We start from the raw sequence: 15,713 nt of genomic DNA, 5'->3' as shown, positions 1-15,713 counted from the left end.
GCGGTTCTGGTGCTACTCGTCGGGTTCGGCCGCGGGTTCGGCGTAGTCATGGGGTCTGTGGCGGTTCCAGGGTGCGGCGTCGGGTTGCAGGTGCAGGACGAGTGCGAGGCAGATGAACCCGAAGCCGGCCCAGGGTTGAACGAAGGCCAGTCCCGCGGCGACGGCGAACAGGCCGAAAGCGATCAGGGAGCGGCGCCGCACTTCCCGGTATTCGGCAGGGGTGAACTCGGCCGAGGTGCGCAGGATCTCGCGTTCGAAGAGGTTGTAGAAGCCGTCAGTGACCATGAACAGGATGGCGTAGACGATCACCGGGACCGGGGCGAGGCTGGTGCGCGCGATCCAGGCCGTAGCGAACGGCAGCAGCGACACGAAGAACAGGTGCCCGAAGTTCACCCAGACCAATCGCAACGTCGGCGTCTTCACGTAACCCATCAGGTAGTGGTGGTTGATCCAGATGATCGCGATGAACACATAGCTGACGACGTAGCTGATCACCGTGGGCCACAACGCGAGGAGCGCGGTGAACGTCGGGGACGCCGGAGGGTGGAGTTCGAGGACCATGATCGTGATAATCACCGCGAACACGGCGTCGGTGTAAGCGGAGAGCCGGGAGCCAGTACTCGGCCTCATCCTGGCCATTAGGGCCTCCTTCGCGTCCGCGTTCCATCACGGCTCTCACAGCGGTGCACGTGTCCTGGATGCATCAGCCGCGCCGTTTCAGCTCGTGCGGTGGTGGTGCTGGTGTCGGGCGACACGGATACGGTTTCCGCAGATGTTCGATGTACACCAGATCCGCCGGTTGTTCTCCGCTTTGCCGTTCAGCAAATCAACGGCGGGATTGAGCGCACGCATCAGCGTGTCGACAAGATCTAATGCTCACGGAGCAAATCTACCCATTATTGATCGCGAGGCCTCAAAACCGGAAACCGTGGTCTCATCGCCGCCATCGCGACACCGCAACTGTGAATACGTTCCGTACACGCGATAGATTGGCGCACGTCATAAGGAGAAAGAAGGCGTTTGTGGAGTTTGATTCGGTGGATCGTGCCCTCTTGCGCGAGTTGCAGGACGATGCGCGGCAAACCAACCGCGACCTCGCCGCAAAGGCCGGCGTCTCCCCGACAACCTCGCTTGAGCGAATCCGCCACCTCCGAGAACGTGGGGTCATCACCGGCTTCCATGCCGCAGTCGACCTCGACGCGGTCGGCCGTTCCGTTCAAGCCCTGATCTCCGTCCGGGTGCGGCCACCGTCCAGGCCCAACATCGAAGGTTTCCGCGAGTTCGCTTCCTCCCTGCCTGAAACGATTGGTCTGTTCGTTATCTCGGGAACCCACGACTTCCTCATCCACCTCGCCGTGCCAGACGTCGAAGCCGTCTACGCCTTTGTGATCGACCAGCTCACCGCTCGGGAAGAAGTAGCCGACGTGCAAACCACCCTGGTCTTCGAGCACGTTCAATCCAGCCACGTCGACCCACCCCAAGCCAATCACCCCCCTCGAGCACGCAAAGCGAACTGAAGACCGAGTTCCGGTAGCCCCATCGCCCGCGTGGTTCGAACAACCTCTCGATCAGCGGGATCTACGGTGTGCGTCGCTGAACGCTCCGGCGACAACACCAAGTCGTGGTGGTGATGACTCCTTCGAACTGGGGATCAAGCGGGGTACAAACGGTGTCCTCATTAATGAGGACATTTCGTCCGATTGAGCGTACAGTTTGTATTAGGTGAGGAATTCTCACTAAAGCTCCACCCTTCGATGGAGCCGAACAAAGCACCGGTTGCGTGTGCTGGAAACGGCCATCATGACTGCACACGCTGGACACGCGCATCCCCGCTCGGGCAGCGCGGGACCGGGAACCCGTCGGGTAGCCGGCTCCCGCCGCACCGGCGTTCGGAAGCACCGCCGGCATCCAATGCTGTTCCTCGTGATCGGTTCCCTGATCGGCGTCCTCGTGCTGACCGTCGGTGCGATCGTCGGCACCGGACTGTTCTATGCGGGGAGCGTCGTCACGAGGTTCGACTCCACGGTGACGCACATTCAGGATGCATTTCCTCCCGCAACGACGCGGCCGGTCCCGCTGCCCACGAACGCGATGAACATCCTGCTGCTGGGTTCGGACTCGCGCGGCGATCCGACGACGGTAGGAGCGACCGGTGTCTCCAACCAGCGATCCGACACGATGATGCTCGTGCACATCGATGCCGACCGGAAGAACGTCTACGTGATGTCGATCATGCGCGATCTGTGGGTGCCGATCCCCGGCAACGGTACCGCGAAGATCAACGCCGCCCTCGCGTGGGGCGGAACTCCGCTGACCATTCAGACCGTGGAGCAACTGCTGGGTACCAGGATCGACCACGTCGCCATCATCGACTTCCAGGGGCTCAAGGCCATGACAGACGCGCTCGGCGGTGTGGATGTGGACAGTCCGGTGGCGTTCACGACGGTCAAATCGCCACACCTCACCTTCAGGAAGGGGCTCAACCATCTCAACGGGACCGAGGCCCTGGCTTTCGCCCGCGAGCGCTACGCGTTCCCTACGGCCGACTACCAGCGCGTAGCGAACCAGCAGGCTCTCGTGCGGGCCATCACTGGCAAGCTGATGAGCCGTTCCACCCTCGCCAATCCGGAAGCAGTCAGCTCGTTCGTCGGTGCGATGGGGTCCTACCTCAGTGTGGACCCGCAATTCGATCTGCCGACCATCCTCGGGCTCGCGGCGAGCATGAGACTGGCCGGCGCCTCCAGCATCCACACCTTCACGATGCCGACCGCCGGCACAGGGACCTCGGCCGACGGACAGTCGATCGTCAATCTCGATCAGTCCTCGCTCCCGGCGCTGCGGGCGGCGCTGGCGCATGATGCGCTCGGAGCATTCGTCGCCGCCCACTGACGCGGCATCAGGTGCCAGACGGTTGCCCAGGCCGGCAGGATGAAGCACGATAGAACCCGATGCGGGGGCCAGGTCGCAAGGCCGAGCACCGTGATTCGCTTCGCCGTGAAACTGACTAGAGCCACCGCCTAGGAGACGCAGATGTCGAACACCACCTGCCATATGTCGATCTCGCTCGACGGGTTCGTCGCCGGTCCGGACCAAAGCCTGGAGAATCCACTAGGCCATGGGGGCATGGAACTGCACCGCTGGCATCTGGGTGACCCACGCTCCACCGAAGCCGACACGACAGCCAGCGACTGGCTGATGCGCCCACGCGGCGCCTACGTGATGGGGCGAAACATGTTCGGGCCCATCCGCGGTGAGTGGCGCGACGCCTGGGACGGATGGTGGGGACCCGAACCGCCTTACCATGCGCCCGTCTTCGTGCTCACTCACTACGCGCACGAGCCGATCGAGATGGAGGGCGGAACGACATTCCATTTCGTCACCGAGGGCTTCGACGCTGCCTACGCTCGGGCGCTCGATGCCGCCGACGGCAACGGCGTCGACATCGCCGGTGGCGCGTCGACAGTTCGGCAAGCACTCTCCGCCGGGGTGATCGATGAACTCACCCTCGACATCGCACCCGTGCTCCTCGGCAGCGGAGAGCGGTTGTTCGACGGCGTGGAGACCTTCGATTTCGAGCCCGCCGAGGTGCTGCACTCACCGCTCGTGACGCATATCCGTTACCGTCGAGCGATCACGTAGCAACCGCGGCACATTAGTCGCCGAGGCCAGTCCGAAACCCCTCGCGCCAGCTTGCGAAGCGCGGGGCCCATCCAAGTGAGGCCTTCGCCTTCGCATTCGACGAGCCGCGCGCTGTCGTCATCCACCGCACGCCGAACTCGCCGACCAGCGGACGGGCCACCCAAGCGGGTATGCGCATCGGCTTCCTCCCGCCTACGGCGCGGGCGAGTTCCGGTAGCCACTCCGCGACGGCGGCCGGATCGTCGTCGACGATGTTGTAGAGGCCGGCTGTCCCTCGCGTTGCGGCTGCGAAAGTTGCCGAGGCAGCGTCGTCTATATGGCAAAACGACCAGACCCCGGCACCACCGCCAACGATGGGCATCCGGCCTTTGCGAACGAGTTCGAGCATCTCCCCACCCGTGCCGAGCGACTGCGCGGGGCCGTACAACACTCCGTAGCGAAGGACGAGTCCTCCATCTGCCAACGTCACCGTTTCGGTGTGGGCGATCGCGGCGAGGGTTTGGCGTGACGCCGCCGCGGGATTCGGGTCGAGTGGATCCAGCTCCGACTTTACTCGGGCGCCGGCGTGCTCGTTCGTCCATCCGGTGAAGCTCTGCACGATGAAGCGGCTTGTTCCGGCCTCCTGCCCGGCGGCGAGCAGGGCATCCGTGGCGCGCGTACGCAACTCATTGGTGACCGTGAAGGATGCATCGAATCTCTTGAGGCTCATGCTGCCCGCGAGTGCCGTGAGCTCGTGAACGATGATGTCCGGCTGGGCATCGAGCACGCCTCGGCGGATGGAGTCCACATCCCGACCATCCATGACGACGCCGTGACCTCCCGCAGCATCGATCGGGCGCGCTCCCTCGAGAGAGCGGGAAGTGCCGGTGACCTCGTGACCTGCGGCGACGAAGAGGGGGACGAGCCGGGACCCGACGGCTCCCGTTGCGCCCGCGATGAATACCTTCATGTTGTTGCTCCTATCTGTTATCCCCTTCGACGGGTGACCCTGCCTGCTTGTGACAGACTGCGAACATGGATCTCGCGGGCGAAGCCGAGTCACTTCGTTCCCTGATGTTCTCGATCGCGTACCGGATGCTCGGCAGCGTCACCGACGCCGAGGATTAGCTCTCGCTCGAATCGTCGCCAGTCGTATTCTCGCTCCCAGTAGTCGATCAGCGACCTGGCATTCTTCAAGCGCACGCCTTGCGACCAGTCCGCGACAGTTTCCGGATTCGGCCACCGAGTTCTCGCCAGTCGCTGCTTCAAGTCCTCAATCTCGGAGTCGGAGATCGCGATGGTGAATGGGCGGACAAGTGTGGACGGTGCGGGCTTCGATGCGGTCATTGACTTCTCCTCCTGGACATCTGTTCACAGGGCAGAACTTGAGGCGGCCGCGCGACTCAATTGAGGGACGGGGCGCGGCGGCCGACTCGAACGACCGGCGCGCCCCGCGTCTGTCAGCCCTTCGTGACGGCAAACTCCTTGAAATCCGTGGCTGCAATCATCCCGCGGATGCCCGCAGCACCGGTCGTTGGGCATCCAACGTCGGTCACGGAGACCATCGCTTGGTCCCATGACGCCGTCGATTGCCCGGTCGCCGAGATTGTGCAGCCGGTTGCACGGAGAGTCACGTGGTACCAAGCGTTGAGCGCAACCCCACCCGGAACTGTCGTGTTCGCTAACGGCGTCCAGGTGGTTGTGTTCGCCTTGCCGAGGGACAATTGCGAGGACGTGCCATCAACTCCGACGAAGTATCCGTTGTAGAGGTCGGGACCGGTACCCGGCGAACTCACCCGCGCCATCACACCCCCGTTTCCATTCGGTGCAGTGAGGCTGGTCATCTTGACGTCAGATGACACTGTGTAGTTGTCCCCTGATGCGGGCGATGTCTGCTTGGGCCCATTTGTGCCGGTACCGGTCTGGCTCTGCGTTCCGGTCGCCCCGAGGGTCGACCATGTGCCGCCGTATGTGGTCCACCCTGTCGATGCCCCCGACGCCCAGCTGTCGCTGTATGTCGAGGCGGTGGATGCCGCGGCAGGTGTGACCTGGAAGTTCCGGAACGACGCTGAGGTGAGATGGCTCCGGACCCCTGCCTGCCCGGCAGCCAGACACCCGGCGTCCGTCGTCGAGACCGTGGTCGTCGCCGTCGAGTCGTCCCGTTTCAGGACCGCCGTGATAGTGCAACCGACAATCGTCGCCTGCAGGTGGTACCAGACTCCCGTCGAGACCCCGCCTGAAACGGCGGAAGATGTTAGCCCGGTCCAGTTGTAGTTCTGCCGTCCGATGAACACGTTGCCGAGCGTCTCGATGCCGACGTAATAGCCAGCGTGACTGTCCGCTCCGACGTCCGGGTTGGTTGTGCGAAGCAGCACACCCGCCTGGCCAGAGCTGTCTAGCCGCAGGTCGGTGGTAATGGTGACATCCGTCCAGCCAGTCGACCCGACGAGGGACTTCGGGCCGGATGATGTGCCGACCTGCGAGTAGACGCCGCCGCTCACCGACCACGAACCGCCGTATGTCGCCCACCCCATATCGTTGCCGGAGTCGAACGGCGCATACAGTGGCAGCGCCCCGATGGGGCCGACGCCGAACCGCACGTCGCAGCGCGTGGTCGACCCGCTGACGTAACGTGGCGTGACCATCATCACGGCCGTGCCCGACGCAGTGGGAACCATGCTCGGGCTGTAGTTTGCGCACTGCTTACCCGCCCCGTTGTTGTAGTCCCCGGTCGGGTCGATGGTGACCGGAGCCGAAACGATCTGCCAGTTGCCGACGCCGTTGTTCGTGTTCGTGAACACAACCCGGCCCGTCTCCGGCTTCACGACGGTCGTAGCGCCATCCAAGCCAGTCACGACTCGCTGGCCGGTGGCGATCAGTGTGCCGTTGGCGCCGCCTCCGGGTGTCCAGGTGAGTCCAGGAGTGTGAAGAAGCTGGCGCCCGTCGGCGGTCTGGATGAGCGTCCCTAGACTCGACGCCGTACCCCAGGATGCGCCGTCGGTAGACGATTTGAGGTACACCCGACAGGTCTGATCGGCGTTGCCGATCGCGTCCTTGCACAGCTCGTACGCCATGGCGTAGGTGCCGTTGCCGAGCTTGCGAACCACCGGCATGCCAGGGCGCGAGTTGCTGTCGCCGATCGCAACAGTATCCACCTGATTGCCCCATGTCCCGCCACCGTCCGAGGAAGTCACCATAACCAGCTTTTGGTAGTAGCCCGAAGCGCGCAGGCGCTCATCCGAGAAATGGCAGGCCAGCTTACCGTCGGCATTGAGGATGATCTCCGGCTCCCACAGCCCCGTGGCGACCCCGCTCGGGCTGCCAGACTTCGTCGCGCAGTTGCCGCGCTGGGTCCAGGTCACTCCGTAGTCGGTGCTCACGAACGTCTGCACTTCCTGGTATCCCCAGTTGACGTTGTCCCAGGCGTTGCCGGCTGCGACGATCGTGCCGGCTGCAAAGCCACCGCTGGCAACGGGCAGCTCGTACATCGAGCCGAAGTAGATTCCCCAGCCAGTCGTCGGCGAGTACAGGGTGCTGATAGCGGTCCATGTCGCACCGTTGTCGGTGCTGCGTTTGATCACCGAATGCGTTCGAACGCCGGTGTCATTCACGCTGTACATCACGAGCAAGTCGCCGCGCCTGCTGGTATCCGCGCTCGCCGCCAACCTGATGATGCGTGGGTAGTCGTTGTTCTCAACGCCCGTTCCTGAGCTCGGCGCCGCCACAACGGTGCCGGGCGATGCGGATGCGGGGGATGCGGTGAACACGACCTGCAACAGGAGCAGTATCGCGATCAGCGCTGCTCCGGGGAGCAGCGTTCGACGGTGCGGATGGGTGGAAGTTCTCATTGTGTTGACTCCTTAGTTATCCGGCGTTCGTCCCCCTGCAGCAAGCTCGAGTCGCTCGACATGCAGACGGGCGTTCGACGTGCGGATGCCGACCGAGCCTGCCGGATACGGCAGGGGGTCGTGCACGTCGAAGAGGCTCAGGCCGTCGAGTTCGACCGAAATGGCGCCTCCGTGCACGCGGAGGCGGAGCTGATGGGATGTCGATGGATCTACATCGAACGGGCGCGTCGCGAGCGCCCGTTCGTCGTAGGCGTGCCGGGCGAGTACGACGTGATCACGGTGCAACTGAACCGAGTATCCGAGTAGAAAGTTGATCCCGAGCCGGGTATCGTCTCCTTCTCCTCCCTCGGAGAGCTGCGTCGCCCGCAGGAGAAGATCGGCATGCGATACGTCGCCACCGAACGCGACCGAGACGGTCGCGTCGACCGTGAGGTCGTCCCAGGTGGCGTCGCCGAGCAGGCGCTTGCCGTAACCCTCGATCTCCTCGCCTTCGACGGATTCCGAGGTGCCGTCGGGCGCGGACATCACTGTAACCAGCGCGAGGGTGGGAGTGCCCTTGATCCCGTGTATGACGAGCTCCCCGTAATCCAGACGGAGGTCGACCGCCAGGTCTCCGGATTCGAAGTCGCCGGCGAGGTAGACACGCTGCGGACCGTCGCTTTGAACCTGCAACTCGTAGCTGATCTCCTCACCTGGACGCAGGCGGACTTCGTCGTAGGGCTGACCAGGGGCGCGGACGAGTTCGCCGCCGCTGCCCAGGGATGCCCAGAAGCGACCCGGCACCGGCTTGGGAGCGATATGTTCTGCGACGGCTGCGGTAGTCCGCGTCAGTGCAATGTGGCCGATATGAACGGGTGCCGCGCCCGTGGCGATGCCGAGGCGCTTCACGCCCGCGTCCCGCGCGACAAAAACCTCCCGCTCGTCGACCCAGACGCGCAACCTGTCATCCTGAATGATTTTCCAGCGATGCAGCGTCGCTTCAGCCACACCCTCGGGCAGGTGCACGAAATGATCGTCGAGTACGAGCCCGTGGCCAACGCCACTCAGGTTCAGTTCCGCCGTGAAGGTCTCGCCGAGTTCCACATTCCAGTGGGCGACCGCACCTTTCCCGAGGAGCAGTCCCGCACCATCGTGAGCTTCCACGTGCCCGTCGGAGACGGTCCAGCGGTCGACTCCCCCAGCGCGCCAGTCGCACCATTCGTCGGGCATCGAAGGCACTGCTGCCGACGTCGTCGGCCCGAGCACCTGCAGGCTGGACCCGCTCCACACCTGGCGATCGATGTTGAGATCGCGCGAGGCGTCGGCGTTCAGATTGTGGTAGGCGATGTACGTCGAGACGAGGTCCGGTCCGGAGACGCTGCTGCTGTGACCGAGTCCCACGCGGGGCCCGCTCGTGCTGATCAGGATCGGGTTGAGAGGATCGGCCCGGTACCCGGTCAGCGGATGGTCACTCCAGGCGGCATCAATGCGGTAGCCCGGGCTCAGGTAGTGGTTTCCGGTGAGGGTCATGGAGTACACGCCATCGCGCTTGCTGACGAATGGGCCCTCCGTCCACCCGTTCATGCGAATGCCAGTGAATACAGGTTCTCCGAACTCGGTCGGCGACGCCATCTCGCATCCCCAGATGCCCTCGTCGCCAGCCCAGTAGAAGTACCAGCGGCCGTCGTCGTCGATGAGCACGTTGCCATCGATCGCGTGCCCGACGTTCCCCGAGACGGGGACGAACGGACCGGTCGGCGACTCCGAACGCAGCACGAAATGGCCGTGCCCCGAGGGCGACATGTACATGAAGAAGGCCCCGTCTGCGTAGACGACCTCCGGGGCGAACGGCACGAGATCGGGAAAGACGTCCTCGGCGATCGTTGGCCCCTCGAGTTGCCATGTCACAAGGTCGTGGGAACTCCAGCACCGAACGTCAGGGTTCGTGCAGTACAAGTAGTATTTGCCGTCGTGGCGAAGCACGAACGGATCGGCGAAGTCGCCCGCGCGCGCGACGGGATTCTGGTAGGTCGCCATATCAGCCCTTGATCCCGCTGAAGGCGAACGAGTTGACGAAGTACTTTTGGGCGAGCGTGAAGAGGATTATCACCGGTAGTACGGCGATGATCGACGCTGTCATGACCATGGGGTAGTCGGTCTGCTCCGCGTGGAACGCGCTGAACGACGCGATCACTAGCTGCACGGTCGAATTCTGCGGCGAGTTTGTGAAGATGAGCGGCCCCAGGTAGTCGTTCCAGGTGGCCATGAAGACGATGATCACGTTGGCTGCGATCGCCGGCTTACAGAGAGGGAGGAAGATGCTCCAGTAGATACGGAAGAAGCCGGCGCCTTCGAGCTTGGCCGCCTCCAGAAGCTCGGTCGACAGGCCGAGCATGTACTGCCGCAGGAAGAAGATCATCGTCACGTTGCCGAGGAGGCCGGGGACTATCAGCGGGAGCAGGGTGTCGATCCAGCCGATCTGCGCGTAGATCAAGAATTGCGGGATGATCAGCACGACGATCGGCACCATGAGGGTCGCGAGCAACACGGCGAAGATGGCACCCTTGTGCGGGAACTCGAGTTTGGCGAACGCAAACGCTGCCATCGTCGACGAGAGAGTGCCGACGACCACGACCAGGGCGGTCACGATCAGGCTGTTGAGCAATCCAGTAGCGAGCGGTACAACGTGCCAGACATCGATGTAGTGCGCCCACTCGACCGGGTTGGGGATCCACTGGGGGGGATAGTCGAAGACCAACTTCGACTCTTTCAGTGAGGTCGACAACATCCACAGGAACGGGAGCACCATCGTGAGCGCGCCCAGAAGCATCAGGGTGAACGCGATGACGGTGCCCGTCCTCCGGACGGTGGTGTTCGTGCGAGCCACGGTCATTCTCCTTCGAAGACCCACCGGCGGGACAGCCGGAATTGGATGAGCGTCACGCCGAGAATCACGAGCGCGAAAAAGACAGCCGTGGCGGATGCGAGTCCGAGTTCGTTGGAGCCAAACGCCTTTTGCCAGATGTAGTAGGTGATGGTCGCAGCACTGTAGTCGCGTCCGCCGTCGGAGGTGAAAAGCTGCACTTCGACGAAGGTCTGTAGCGACCCGATGACTCCGATGATCGTCAGAAAGAAGATCGCGGGCGTCAGCATTGGCAGGGTGATCTGGAAGAACTGGCGGGGGGCGGAGGCGCCGTCGATCCGGGCCGCTTCGTAGTACGTCTCGGAGATGTTGTTGAGGCCGGCGAGGATGTAGATCGAGGTGATTCCGATCAACTTCCAGGCGATCATCAGGACGATCGTCGTCTTGATCCAGGCCGGGTCGCCCAGCCAGTCGGGGCCTTGGATTCCTATCAGCGCGAGTCCCTGATTGACGAGTCCGTACTGGTAGTTGAAGATCCATTTCCACAACACGACCAGCGCGACTATCGATGAGATGTACGGCAGGAAGAAGAGGATTCGAAAGACGCCGCTGCCGGGCGTTCCTCGGTGGACGCCGACCGCGAGCAGAATGCCGAAGAACAGGTAGAAGGGGATCGGGACCAACATCACCAAGGTATTGCCGGACGCGATCCAGAAGTATTTGTCGGTCAAGAATGCGGTGAAGTTGTCCAACCCGATGAAGTCCTGACGACCGCTGAGCCCGTTCCAGTTCGTGAATCCGGCATAGATCGCGATCCCGACAGGGATGATGCAGAACAGGATCACCTGAAGCGCGATGGGTGTGACGAAAGCGAGGCCCCACGCCGTTTCGTGTCGCCGCATCGATGATGCGCGCCTCTTCGTAGTCCTCATTGACAGGGGGCTCCCATTTTCAGATCGGCCGCAGGGTGAGGCGCGAGACTGTTTTGCCGGTCTCGCGCCCCACCATTGCGTTTGTCAGACCTTACTTGCCTTGTTGTGCGATGCCGTCGTCGAGCTGCTTCTGGATCTCGTCCTGGATGGATGCGGTGTATTGAGCCGCAGTCTTTTCACCCTTCCAGACACTGGCCACATTGGCGTTGAACGTGCCGAACCAGTCGCTGTTGTAGGTGTAGGTCTGCGTCGCACGGCGGCCGTAGTCCTCGATGATCCGGATGAATTCCTGCTTGTTCGCGGGCGCCTTATCCGTCTTCAAGTAGTTGTTCTTCGCCATGTCGACGAGGTTCGGGATGGCCTGCCCCTTGTCGATGTTGGTTTGCTGGGCATCCTTGTTGAAGGCCAGGAACGCGGCCAGGTTCGACGCGTCGCTCTTATCCTTGCTGGTGTTCGAGACCGCGAGGCCGATGCTGCCGTACCAGATCGCTTCCTTACCCGTTGCCGGGCTGACTGGCCACGGCATGATGTCCCAGTTGAACTTGGCGTCGTTCCACAGGCCGCCCTGGTTCCACGGACCGATTCCCATCATCGCGACCTTGCCGTCGACGAAGCGCTGGTAGTCCGGAAGCGCAGTCTGCTCTGCCGGGGTCGGAACGACGTGGTCCTTGAGGTTGAGATCGGCGACCCACTGCAGCGCATCCACGAATTTCGGGTCGGTGACGGTGACCTTCGTGTGGTTCGCGTTCAGCCAGTCGCCGCCGTTCGACCATACGGCGGATTCGACGGAGTACGGCGTGGAGCCATACACCTTGGCGGCACCGGTGCCGTGGGTCAGCTTCTTCGCGGCGGCTTCGAACTGGTCCCAGGTCCACGGGGCGTCGTCCGTCGGGGCTGTGATTCCTGCCGCGTCGAACAAGTCCTTGTTGTACGCGAGTGTGAACGGTCCGATGTCCTTGGGCAGTCCGTAGACGGCACCCTTGCCAGGTGACTTCCCGTCGTAACGGTACATGTCCAGCGCCTTCTTCCAGACGTTGTCGGCCTTGAACACTTCATTGTTCTTGACATAAGAACTGAGGTTGGCGATGAGGCCGGCATCGGCGTACGGCATCACCTTCTCTGGCTGCAAGTAGAAAACGTCGGGCGTCTTCTTGCTGGCGATCATGGTCTGGAGCTTTGTCGCGAAGTCAGTATCCGGAACCGTGATGTAGTCAACCTTCACGTGCGGGTACTTGTGCTCGTACTGCGAGATCATGGTCTTGAAAGCGGTGATCTCCTCGGGAGATCCCCAGCCCATGAACGTGATAGTTTTATCGCCCGCCGGCTGGGCGGCACTGCACCCGCTCAGCGCGAGGGCGGCGGCCGCTATGAGGGCGAACGCGGCGCTGCGTTTCTTCATGTCTGTCTCCTGGTGCCGCGAGCATCCTGTGCCGGTCTCCGCTGTTAGGCGGCGGCTCGGTCGTCGTCGACCGCTGGGTAGCTCGATTATTTGAGGACGCTAATCTATAGCGCTGTAAATGTCAAAGAACTCACACCATTTGGACTCGAGCTAATTATGCTGTCGTCATGACACTCGGAAGATCAGCAGGCGGCGTCCGCCTCCAGGACGTGGCAGATCTCGCCGGCGTCTCGATGAAGACCGTTTCGAATGTGGTGCATGACTATGAACATGTTTCCGAGGCGATGCGGGACAAGGTGCAGGCCGCGATCGACGCACTCGGCTACCGGCCAAACCTCACGGCAAGGCGCCTCGCTACTGGCAAGACGGGCATGATCGCCCTGGCCATCCCCGAAATCGATCAGTTCTACTTCGCCGAGTTAGGCCGCCATATCGGTGAAGAAGCTGCACGACATGGCTATCGAATCCTGGTCGAGCAGACGCTCAACGACGTCGAGGCCGAACGCGCCGTAATCAGGGACCGCGACGAGGGCCTGGTCGACGGGGTCATATTCCAGCCAGCGCGCATCGACACTCTCGAGATCGCTCGACTGCGCCCCGGAACGCCGCTCGTCCTTCTCGGAGAGGCCGCGAGGCCAGTCAACACGGACCATGTCATGATCGACAACACTCGGGCGGCGAGAGACGGTGTCGAGATGTTGCTAGGGCGCGGCCGCCGGCGCATCGCCTTCCTGGCCATGGTCCACGGGGACATCACCGAGTCCACGCACCTTCGGCTGCTCGGCTACCAAGAGGCTCTGCTCGCGGCTGGGGTTGGGCTCGATGCCCAACTCGTGCTGCAGAGCGAAGGGTTCGGTTTCGAAGACGGCGTGCGCGCGATTTCGTCCGCCATCGCTGCGGGTGTCGAGTTTGACGCTGTGCTCTGCCGCGACGACCTGTTCGCCATGGCGGCGCTTCGGGGGCTCGAGATTGCGGGACGCCGGGTGCCGGAGGATGTCGCGGTACTCGGCTGGGATGACACGGCGGTGGCTCGCTACAGCACGCCCTCGCTGTCTTCGGTGTCGCCCGACAAGCGGGCACTGGCTAGCGCCGCGTTCGCCCTGTTGGCGGATCGAATGCAGGGGTACGACGGTGCCGGGCGCCACGAGATCGTGGCACACTCGGTCATTGAACGCGCCACTACCTGATTCCTGCTTTACAGCGCTGCAAGGAAGCCATATGGTTCTTCCATGCGTGTTGAACCAAATTTGGCGGCGAGCGAGCGAGACGGAACCTACCCGCGACCGCAGCTCGTTCGCGACCGGTGGGCCGAACTCGGCGGGGTGTGGGAGTTTGAGTTCGACGACGCTGACGAGGGCCGCGAGCGCGGCTGGCACGCCGGCCAACCGCTCTCGCGCAGGATCATCGTCCCCTTCCCCCCGGAGTCCGAGGCCTCTGGTATAGGGGAGACCGGGTACCACCGCGTTCTGTGGTACCGGCGCACGGTCGCCGCGAGCGAGATCGTGGCGACCGGCCACGCTGCTGGACGCACGCTGCTTCTCCATTTCGGGGCCGTCGACTACCGGGCGGACGTGTGGGTGAACGGATTGCACATGATCCACCACGAAGGCGGCCACACCCCGTTCACGGCGACGGTTCCGCGGCCAGGGAATGGCTTCGAGATTGTCGTTCGCGTCGAAGACGACCCTCACGATCTCGGTCAGCCGCGCGGAAAGCAGGACTGGACCGAGCAGCGACACGTGGTCTGGTACGACCGCACGAGCGGCATCTGGCAGCCGGTCTGGCTCGAGTCCGTGCCCCGTGTGCACATCACGCACCTGGCGTGGCGACCGGACATCGTCCTAGCTGAGGCGGGACTGTCGATCGAGCTCTCCGACCGTCCCGCGCCCGGCACCAACGCGCGTGTCATCCTGCGCCTCGGTGGCAAACTGCTCGCCGATCAGACTTTGCACGTCTCGGAGTCCCGCGCGACCATGGTGGTCACCGTCGACGCGTTGCGCAACGGACAGGCGCACGAGGATGTGCTTTGGTCGCCAGAGCGGCCCACGCTCATCGATGCGACCGTAGAACTCGAAGTACCCGGGCAGGAGCGAGACACCGTCGCTTCCTACTTCGGTTTCCGCCAGATCGGCGAGGGCGCCGGGCGGTTCCTGCTCAACGATCGACCATACGACATCCGAGGCGTGCTCTCGCAAGGCTATTGGCCCCACTCACACCTCGCCGCTCCGGGGCCGGAGGCCCTGAGGGCGGAGGTCGAACTCATCCGTGAACTCGGCTTCACCACGGTGCGCGTCCATCAGAAGATCGAGGACCCTCGATTCCTCTACTGGACCGACCGCCTAGGCGTCCTGGTGTGGGAGGAAATGCCGAGCACGTACGAGTTCTCGTCCACAGCATCCGCCCGTCTTCTGGCGGAGTGGACTGAGGTGATCCGCCGCGATGCCTCGCATCCGAGCATCGCCGTCTGGGTGCCATTCAACGAGAGCTGGGGCGTTCAACACGTGGCGAAAGACACCTCACAACAGAGCCTGGTTCGCGCGATGTACCACCTGACGAAAGCACTCGATGCGTCACGGCTCGTCGTCTCTAACGATGGCTGGGAACACACGTGCTCCGACCTGCTGACCATCCACGACTACGAGAACGACCCGGTTCAGCTGCTCGCCTCGTACGGCACGGCGGATGCGCTGCGTGGCTGCCTGGACGAGATCGCCCCCAACGGACGACGGATGCTGGTTGGCACCGACGAGGAACGCACGCGCACCGCGGCACGGCCCGTCGTACTCAGCGAGTTTGGCGGTGTCAGCATCGAGCCGTCAGAGGAAGGCGCGTGGGGCTATCAGCTCGTCGAGTCGCGCGAGCACCTCGAACAACACCTCTTCAGCCTCTTCGCTGCGGTCCGCGGAACCGAGACCCTCGCTGGCTGGTGCTATACACAACTGACCGACACGGCGCAGGAAACCAATGGCCTCACCGACGAGCACCGCGTCCCCAAAATCCCTGTCGAACGTATCCGCGCGATCCTGCGGGGCGAGAACCATTTACGCGTGCCTGTCGATCAGCCATAGGGAGCT

General features: G+C 63.2%; 14 protein-coding genes. 5 read left to right on the top strand and 9 right to left on the bottom strand.

Annotation, left to right across the window (positions count from 1 at the left end; all coding sequences use genetic code 11):
* Nucleotides 1-12: 12 nt before the first annotated feature.
* Together ACV7NN_RS13825 and ACV7NN_RS13820 are read right to left on the bottom strand one after the other, a co-directional pair.
* Complete coding sequence (locus ACV7NN_RS13825; RefSeq protein ID WP_463350150.1) at nucleotides 13-639, bottom strand: TMEM175 family protein; 627 nt, start codon at nucleotides 637-639, stop codon at nucleotides 13-15.
* Nucleotides 640-717: 78 nt separating this feature from the next.
* Complete coding sequence (locus ACV7NN_RS13820; protein ID WP_463350149.1) at nucleotides 718-852, bottom strand: CGNR zinc finger domain-containing protein; 135 nt, start codon at nucleotides 850-852, stop codon at nucleotides 718-720.
* Between the two features lie 170 nt (nucleotides 853-1,022).
* On the opposite strand from ACV7NN_RS13820, the gene ACV7NN_RS13815 reads away from it, so the two are divergent.
* From ACV7NN_RS13815 to ACV7NN_RS13805, 3 genes are all read left to right on the top strand, one after another.
* Nucleotides 1,023-1,517, top strand: coding sequence for an Lrp/AsnC family transcriptional regulator (locus ACV7NN_RS13815; protein ID WP_463350148.1), 495 nt, complete (start codon nucleotides 1,023-1,025; stop codon nucleotides 1,515-1,517).
* A 406-nt stretch (nucleotides 1,518-1,923) separates the two neighbouring features.
* Nucleotides 1,924-2,889 (top strand): LCP family protein, encoded by a 966-nt coding sequence (locus ACV7NN_RS13810; protein ID WP_463350147.1) that lies wholly within the window; start codon nucleotides 1,924-1,926, stop codon nucleotides 2,887-2,889.
* A gap of 141 nt (nucleotides 2,890-3,030) precedes the next feature.
* The gene (locus ACV7NN_RS13805) at nucleotides 3,031-3,639 is read left to right on the top strand and encodes a dihydrofolate reductase family protein (RefSeq protein WP_463350146.1); all 609 of its coding nucleotides are present in this window, start codon (nucleotides 3,031-3,033) and stop codon (nucleotides 3,637-3,639) included.
* Between the two features lie 13 nt (nucleotides 3,640-3,652).
* On the opposite strand, the gene ACV7NN_RS13800 is transcribed toward ACV7NN_RS13805, so the two are convergent.
* The 7 genes from ACV7NN_RS13800 to ACV7NN_RS13770 all read right to left on the bottom strand — a co-directional run bounded on the left by ACV7NN_RS13800 (nucleotide 3,653) and on the right by ACV7NN_RS13770 (nucleotide 12,639).
* On the bottom strand, nucleotides 3,653-4,588 hold the full coding sequence (locus tag ACV7NN_RS13800) for an NAD-dependent epimerase/dehydratase family protein (RefSeq protein ID WP_463350145.1): 936 nt from the start codon (nucleotides 4,586-4,588) through the stop codon (nucleotides 3,653-3,655).
* An 89-nt stretch (nucleotides 4,589-4,677) separates the two neighbouring features.
* Nucleotides 4,678-4,965: an epoxide hydrolase N-terminal domain-containing protein gene (locus ACV7NN_RS13795; protein ID WP_463350144.1), complete on the bottom strand. Its 288-nt coding sequence runs from the start codon at nucleotides 4,963-4,965 to the stop codon at nucleotides 4,678-4,680.
* Between the two features lie 113 nt (nucleotides 4,966-5,078).
* A complete protein-coding gene (locus tag ACV7NN_RS13790) occupies nucleotides 5,079-7,466 on the bottom strand; it encodes a 3-keto-alpha-glucoside-1,2-lyase-like domain-containing protein (protein WP_463350143.1) in 2,388 nt (795 codons plus the stop codon).
* 12 nt (nucleotides 7,467-7,478) lie between these two features.
* On the bottom strand, nucleotides 7,479-9,482 hold the full coding sequence (locus ACV7NN_RS13785; RefSeq protein ID WP_463350142.1) for a glycoside hydrolase family 43 protein: 2,004 nt from the start codon (nucleotides 9,480-9,482) through the stop codon (nucleotides 7,479-7,481).
* 1 nt (nucleotide 9,483) lies between these two features.
* A complete protein-coding gene (locus ACV7NN_RS13780; protein WP_463350141.1) occupies nucleotides 9,484-10,338 on the bottom strand; it encodes a carbohydrate ABC transporter permease in 855 nt (284 codons plus the stop codon).
* Nucleotides 10,335-11,210 (bottom strand): carbohydrate ABC transporter permease, encoded by an 876-nt coding sequence (locus ACV7NN_RS13775; RefSeq protein ID WP_463350140.1) that lies wholly within the window; start codon nucleotides 11,208-11,210, stop codon nucleotides 10,335-10,337. Before ACV7NN_RS13775 ends, ACV7NN_RS13780 begins: the two co-directional genes overlap by 4 nt.
* 121 nt (nucleotides 11,211-11,331) lie before the next feature.
* Entirely contained in the window at nucleotides 11,332-12,639 is a 1,308-nt protein-coding gene (locus tag ACV7NN_RS13770) for an ABC transporter substrate-binding protein (protein WP_463350139.1), read from the bottom strand.
* A gap of 167 nt (nucleotides 12,640-12,806) precedes the next feature.
* On the opposite strand from ACV7NN_RS13770, the gene ACV7NN_RS13765 reads away from it, so the two are divergent.
* Both ACV7NN_RS13765 and ACV7NN_RS13760 read left to right on the top strand, forming a co-directional pair.
* Complete coding sequence (locus ACV7NN_RS13765; protein WP_463350138.1) at nucleotides 12,807-13,826, top strand: LacI family DNA-binding transcriptional regulator; 1,020 nt, start codon at nucleotides 12,807-12,809, stop codon at nucleotides 13,824-13,826.
* Between the two features lie 42 nt (nucleotides 13,827-13,868).
* Nucleotides 13,869-15,707, top strand: coding sequence for a glycoside hydrolase family 2 TIM barrel-domain containing protein (locus ACV7NN_RS13760; protein ID WP_463350137.1), 1,839 nt, complete (start codon nucleotides 13,869-13,871; stop codon nucleotides 15,705-15,707).
* Nucleotides 15,708-15,713 lie beyond the last annotated feature (6 nt).

It is taken from the genome of Leifsonia sp. Ger2509 (assembly GCF_055231915.1).
Note: the sequence above shows the minus strand (reverse complement) of the source record. Positions and strands in the feature narration are given on the sequence as shown.

What these genes read in the sequence shown, in the direction of transcription:
- ACV7NN_RS13825 (WP_463350150.1), bottom strand. Translation starts at nt 639, where the DNA reads ATGGCCAGGATGAGGCCGAGTACTGGCTCCCGGCTCTCCGCTTACACC.
- ACV7NN_RS13820 (WP_463350149.1), bottom strand. Translation starts at nt 852, where the DNA reads ATGCGTGCGCTCAATCCCGCCGTTGATTTGCTGAACGGCAAAGCGGAG.
- ACV7NN_RS13805 (WP_463350146.1), top strand. Translation starts at nt 3,031, where the DNA reads ATGTCGAACACCACCTGCCATATGTCGATCTCGCTCGACGGGTTCGTC.
- ACV7NN_RS13800 (WP_463350145.1), bottom strand. Translation starts at nt 4,588, where the DNA reads ATGAAGGTATTCATCGCGGGCGCAACGGGAGCCGTCGGGTCCCGGCTC.
- ACV7NN_RS13795 (WP_463350144.1), bottom strand. Translation starts at nt 4,965, where the DNA reads ATGACCGCATCGAAGCCCGCACCGTCCACACTTGTCCGCCCATTCACC.
- ACV7NN_RS13790 (WP_463350143.1), bottom strand. Translation starts at nt 7,466, where the DNA reads ATGAGAACTTCCACCCATCCGCACCGTCGAACGCTGCTCCCCGGAGCA.
- ACV7NN_RS13785 (WP_463350142.1), bottom strand. Translation starts at nt 9,482, where the DNA reads ATGGCGACCTACCAGAATCCCGTCGCGCGCGCGGGCGACTTCGCCGAT.
- ACV7NN_RS13780 (WP_463350141.1), bottom strand. Translation starts at nt 10,338, where the DNA reads ATGACCGTGGCTCGCACGAACACCACCGTCCGGAGGACGGGCACCGTC.
- ACV7NN_RS13775 (WP_463350140.1), bottom strand. Translation starts at nt 11,210, where the DNA reads ATGCGGCGACACGAAACGGCGTGGGGCCTCGCTTTCGTCACACCCATC.
- ACV7NN_RS13770 (WP_463350139.1), bottom strand. Translation starts at nt 12,639, where the DNA reads ATGAAGAAACGCAGCGCCGCGTTCGCCCTCATAGCGGCCGCCGCCCTC.
- ACV7NN_RS13765 (WP_463350138.1), top strand. Translation starts at nt 12,807, where the DNA reads ATGACACTCGGAAGATCAGCAGGCGGCGTCCGCCTCCAGGACGTGGCA.
- ACV7NN_RS13760 (WP_463350137.1), top strand. Translation starts at nt 13,869, where the DNA reads ATGCGTGTTGAACCAAATTTGGCGGCGAGCGAGCGAGACGGAACCTAC.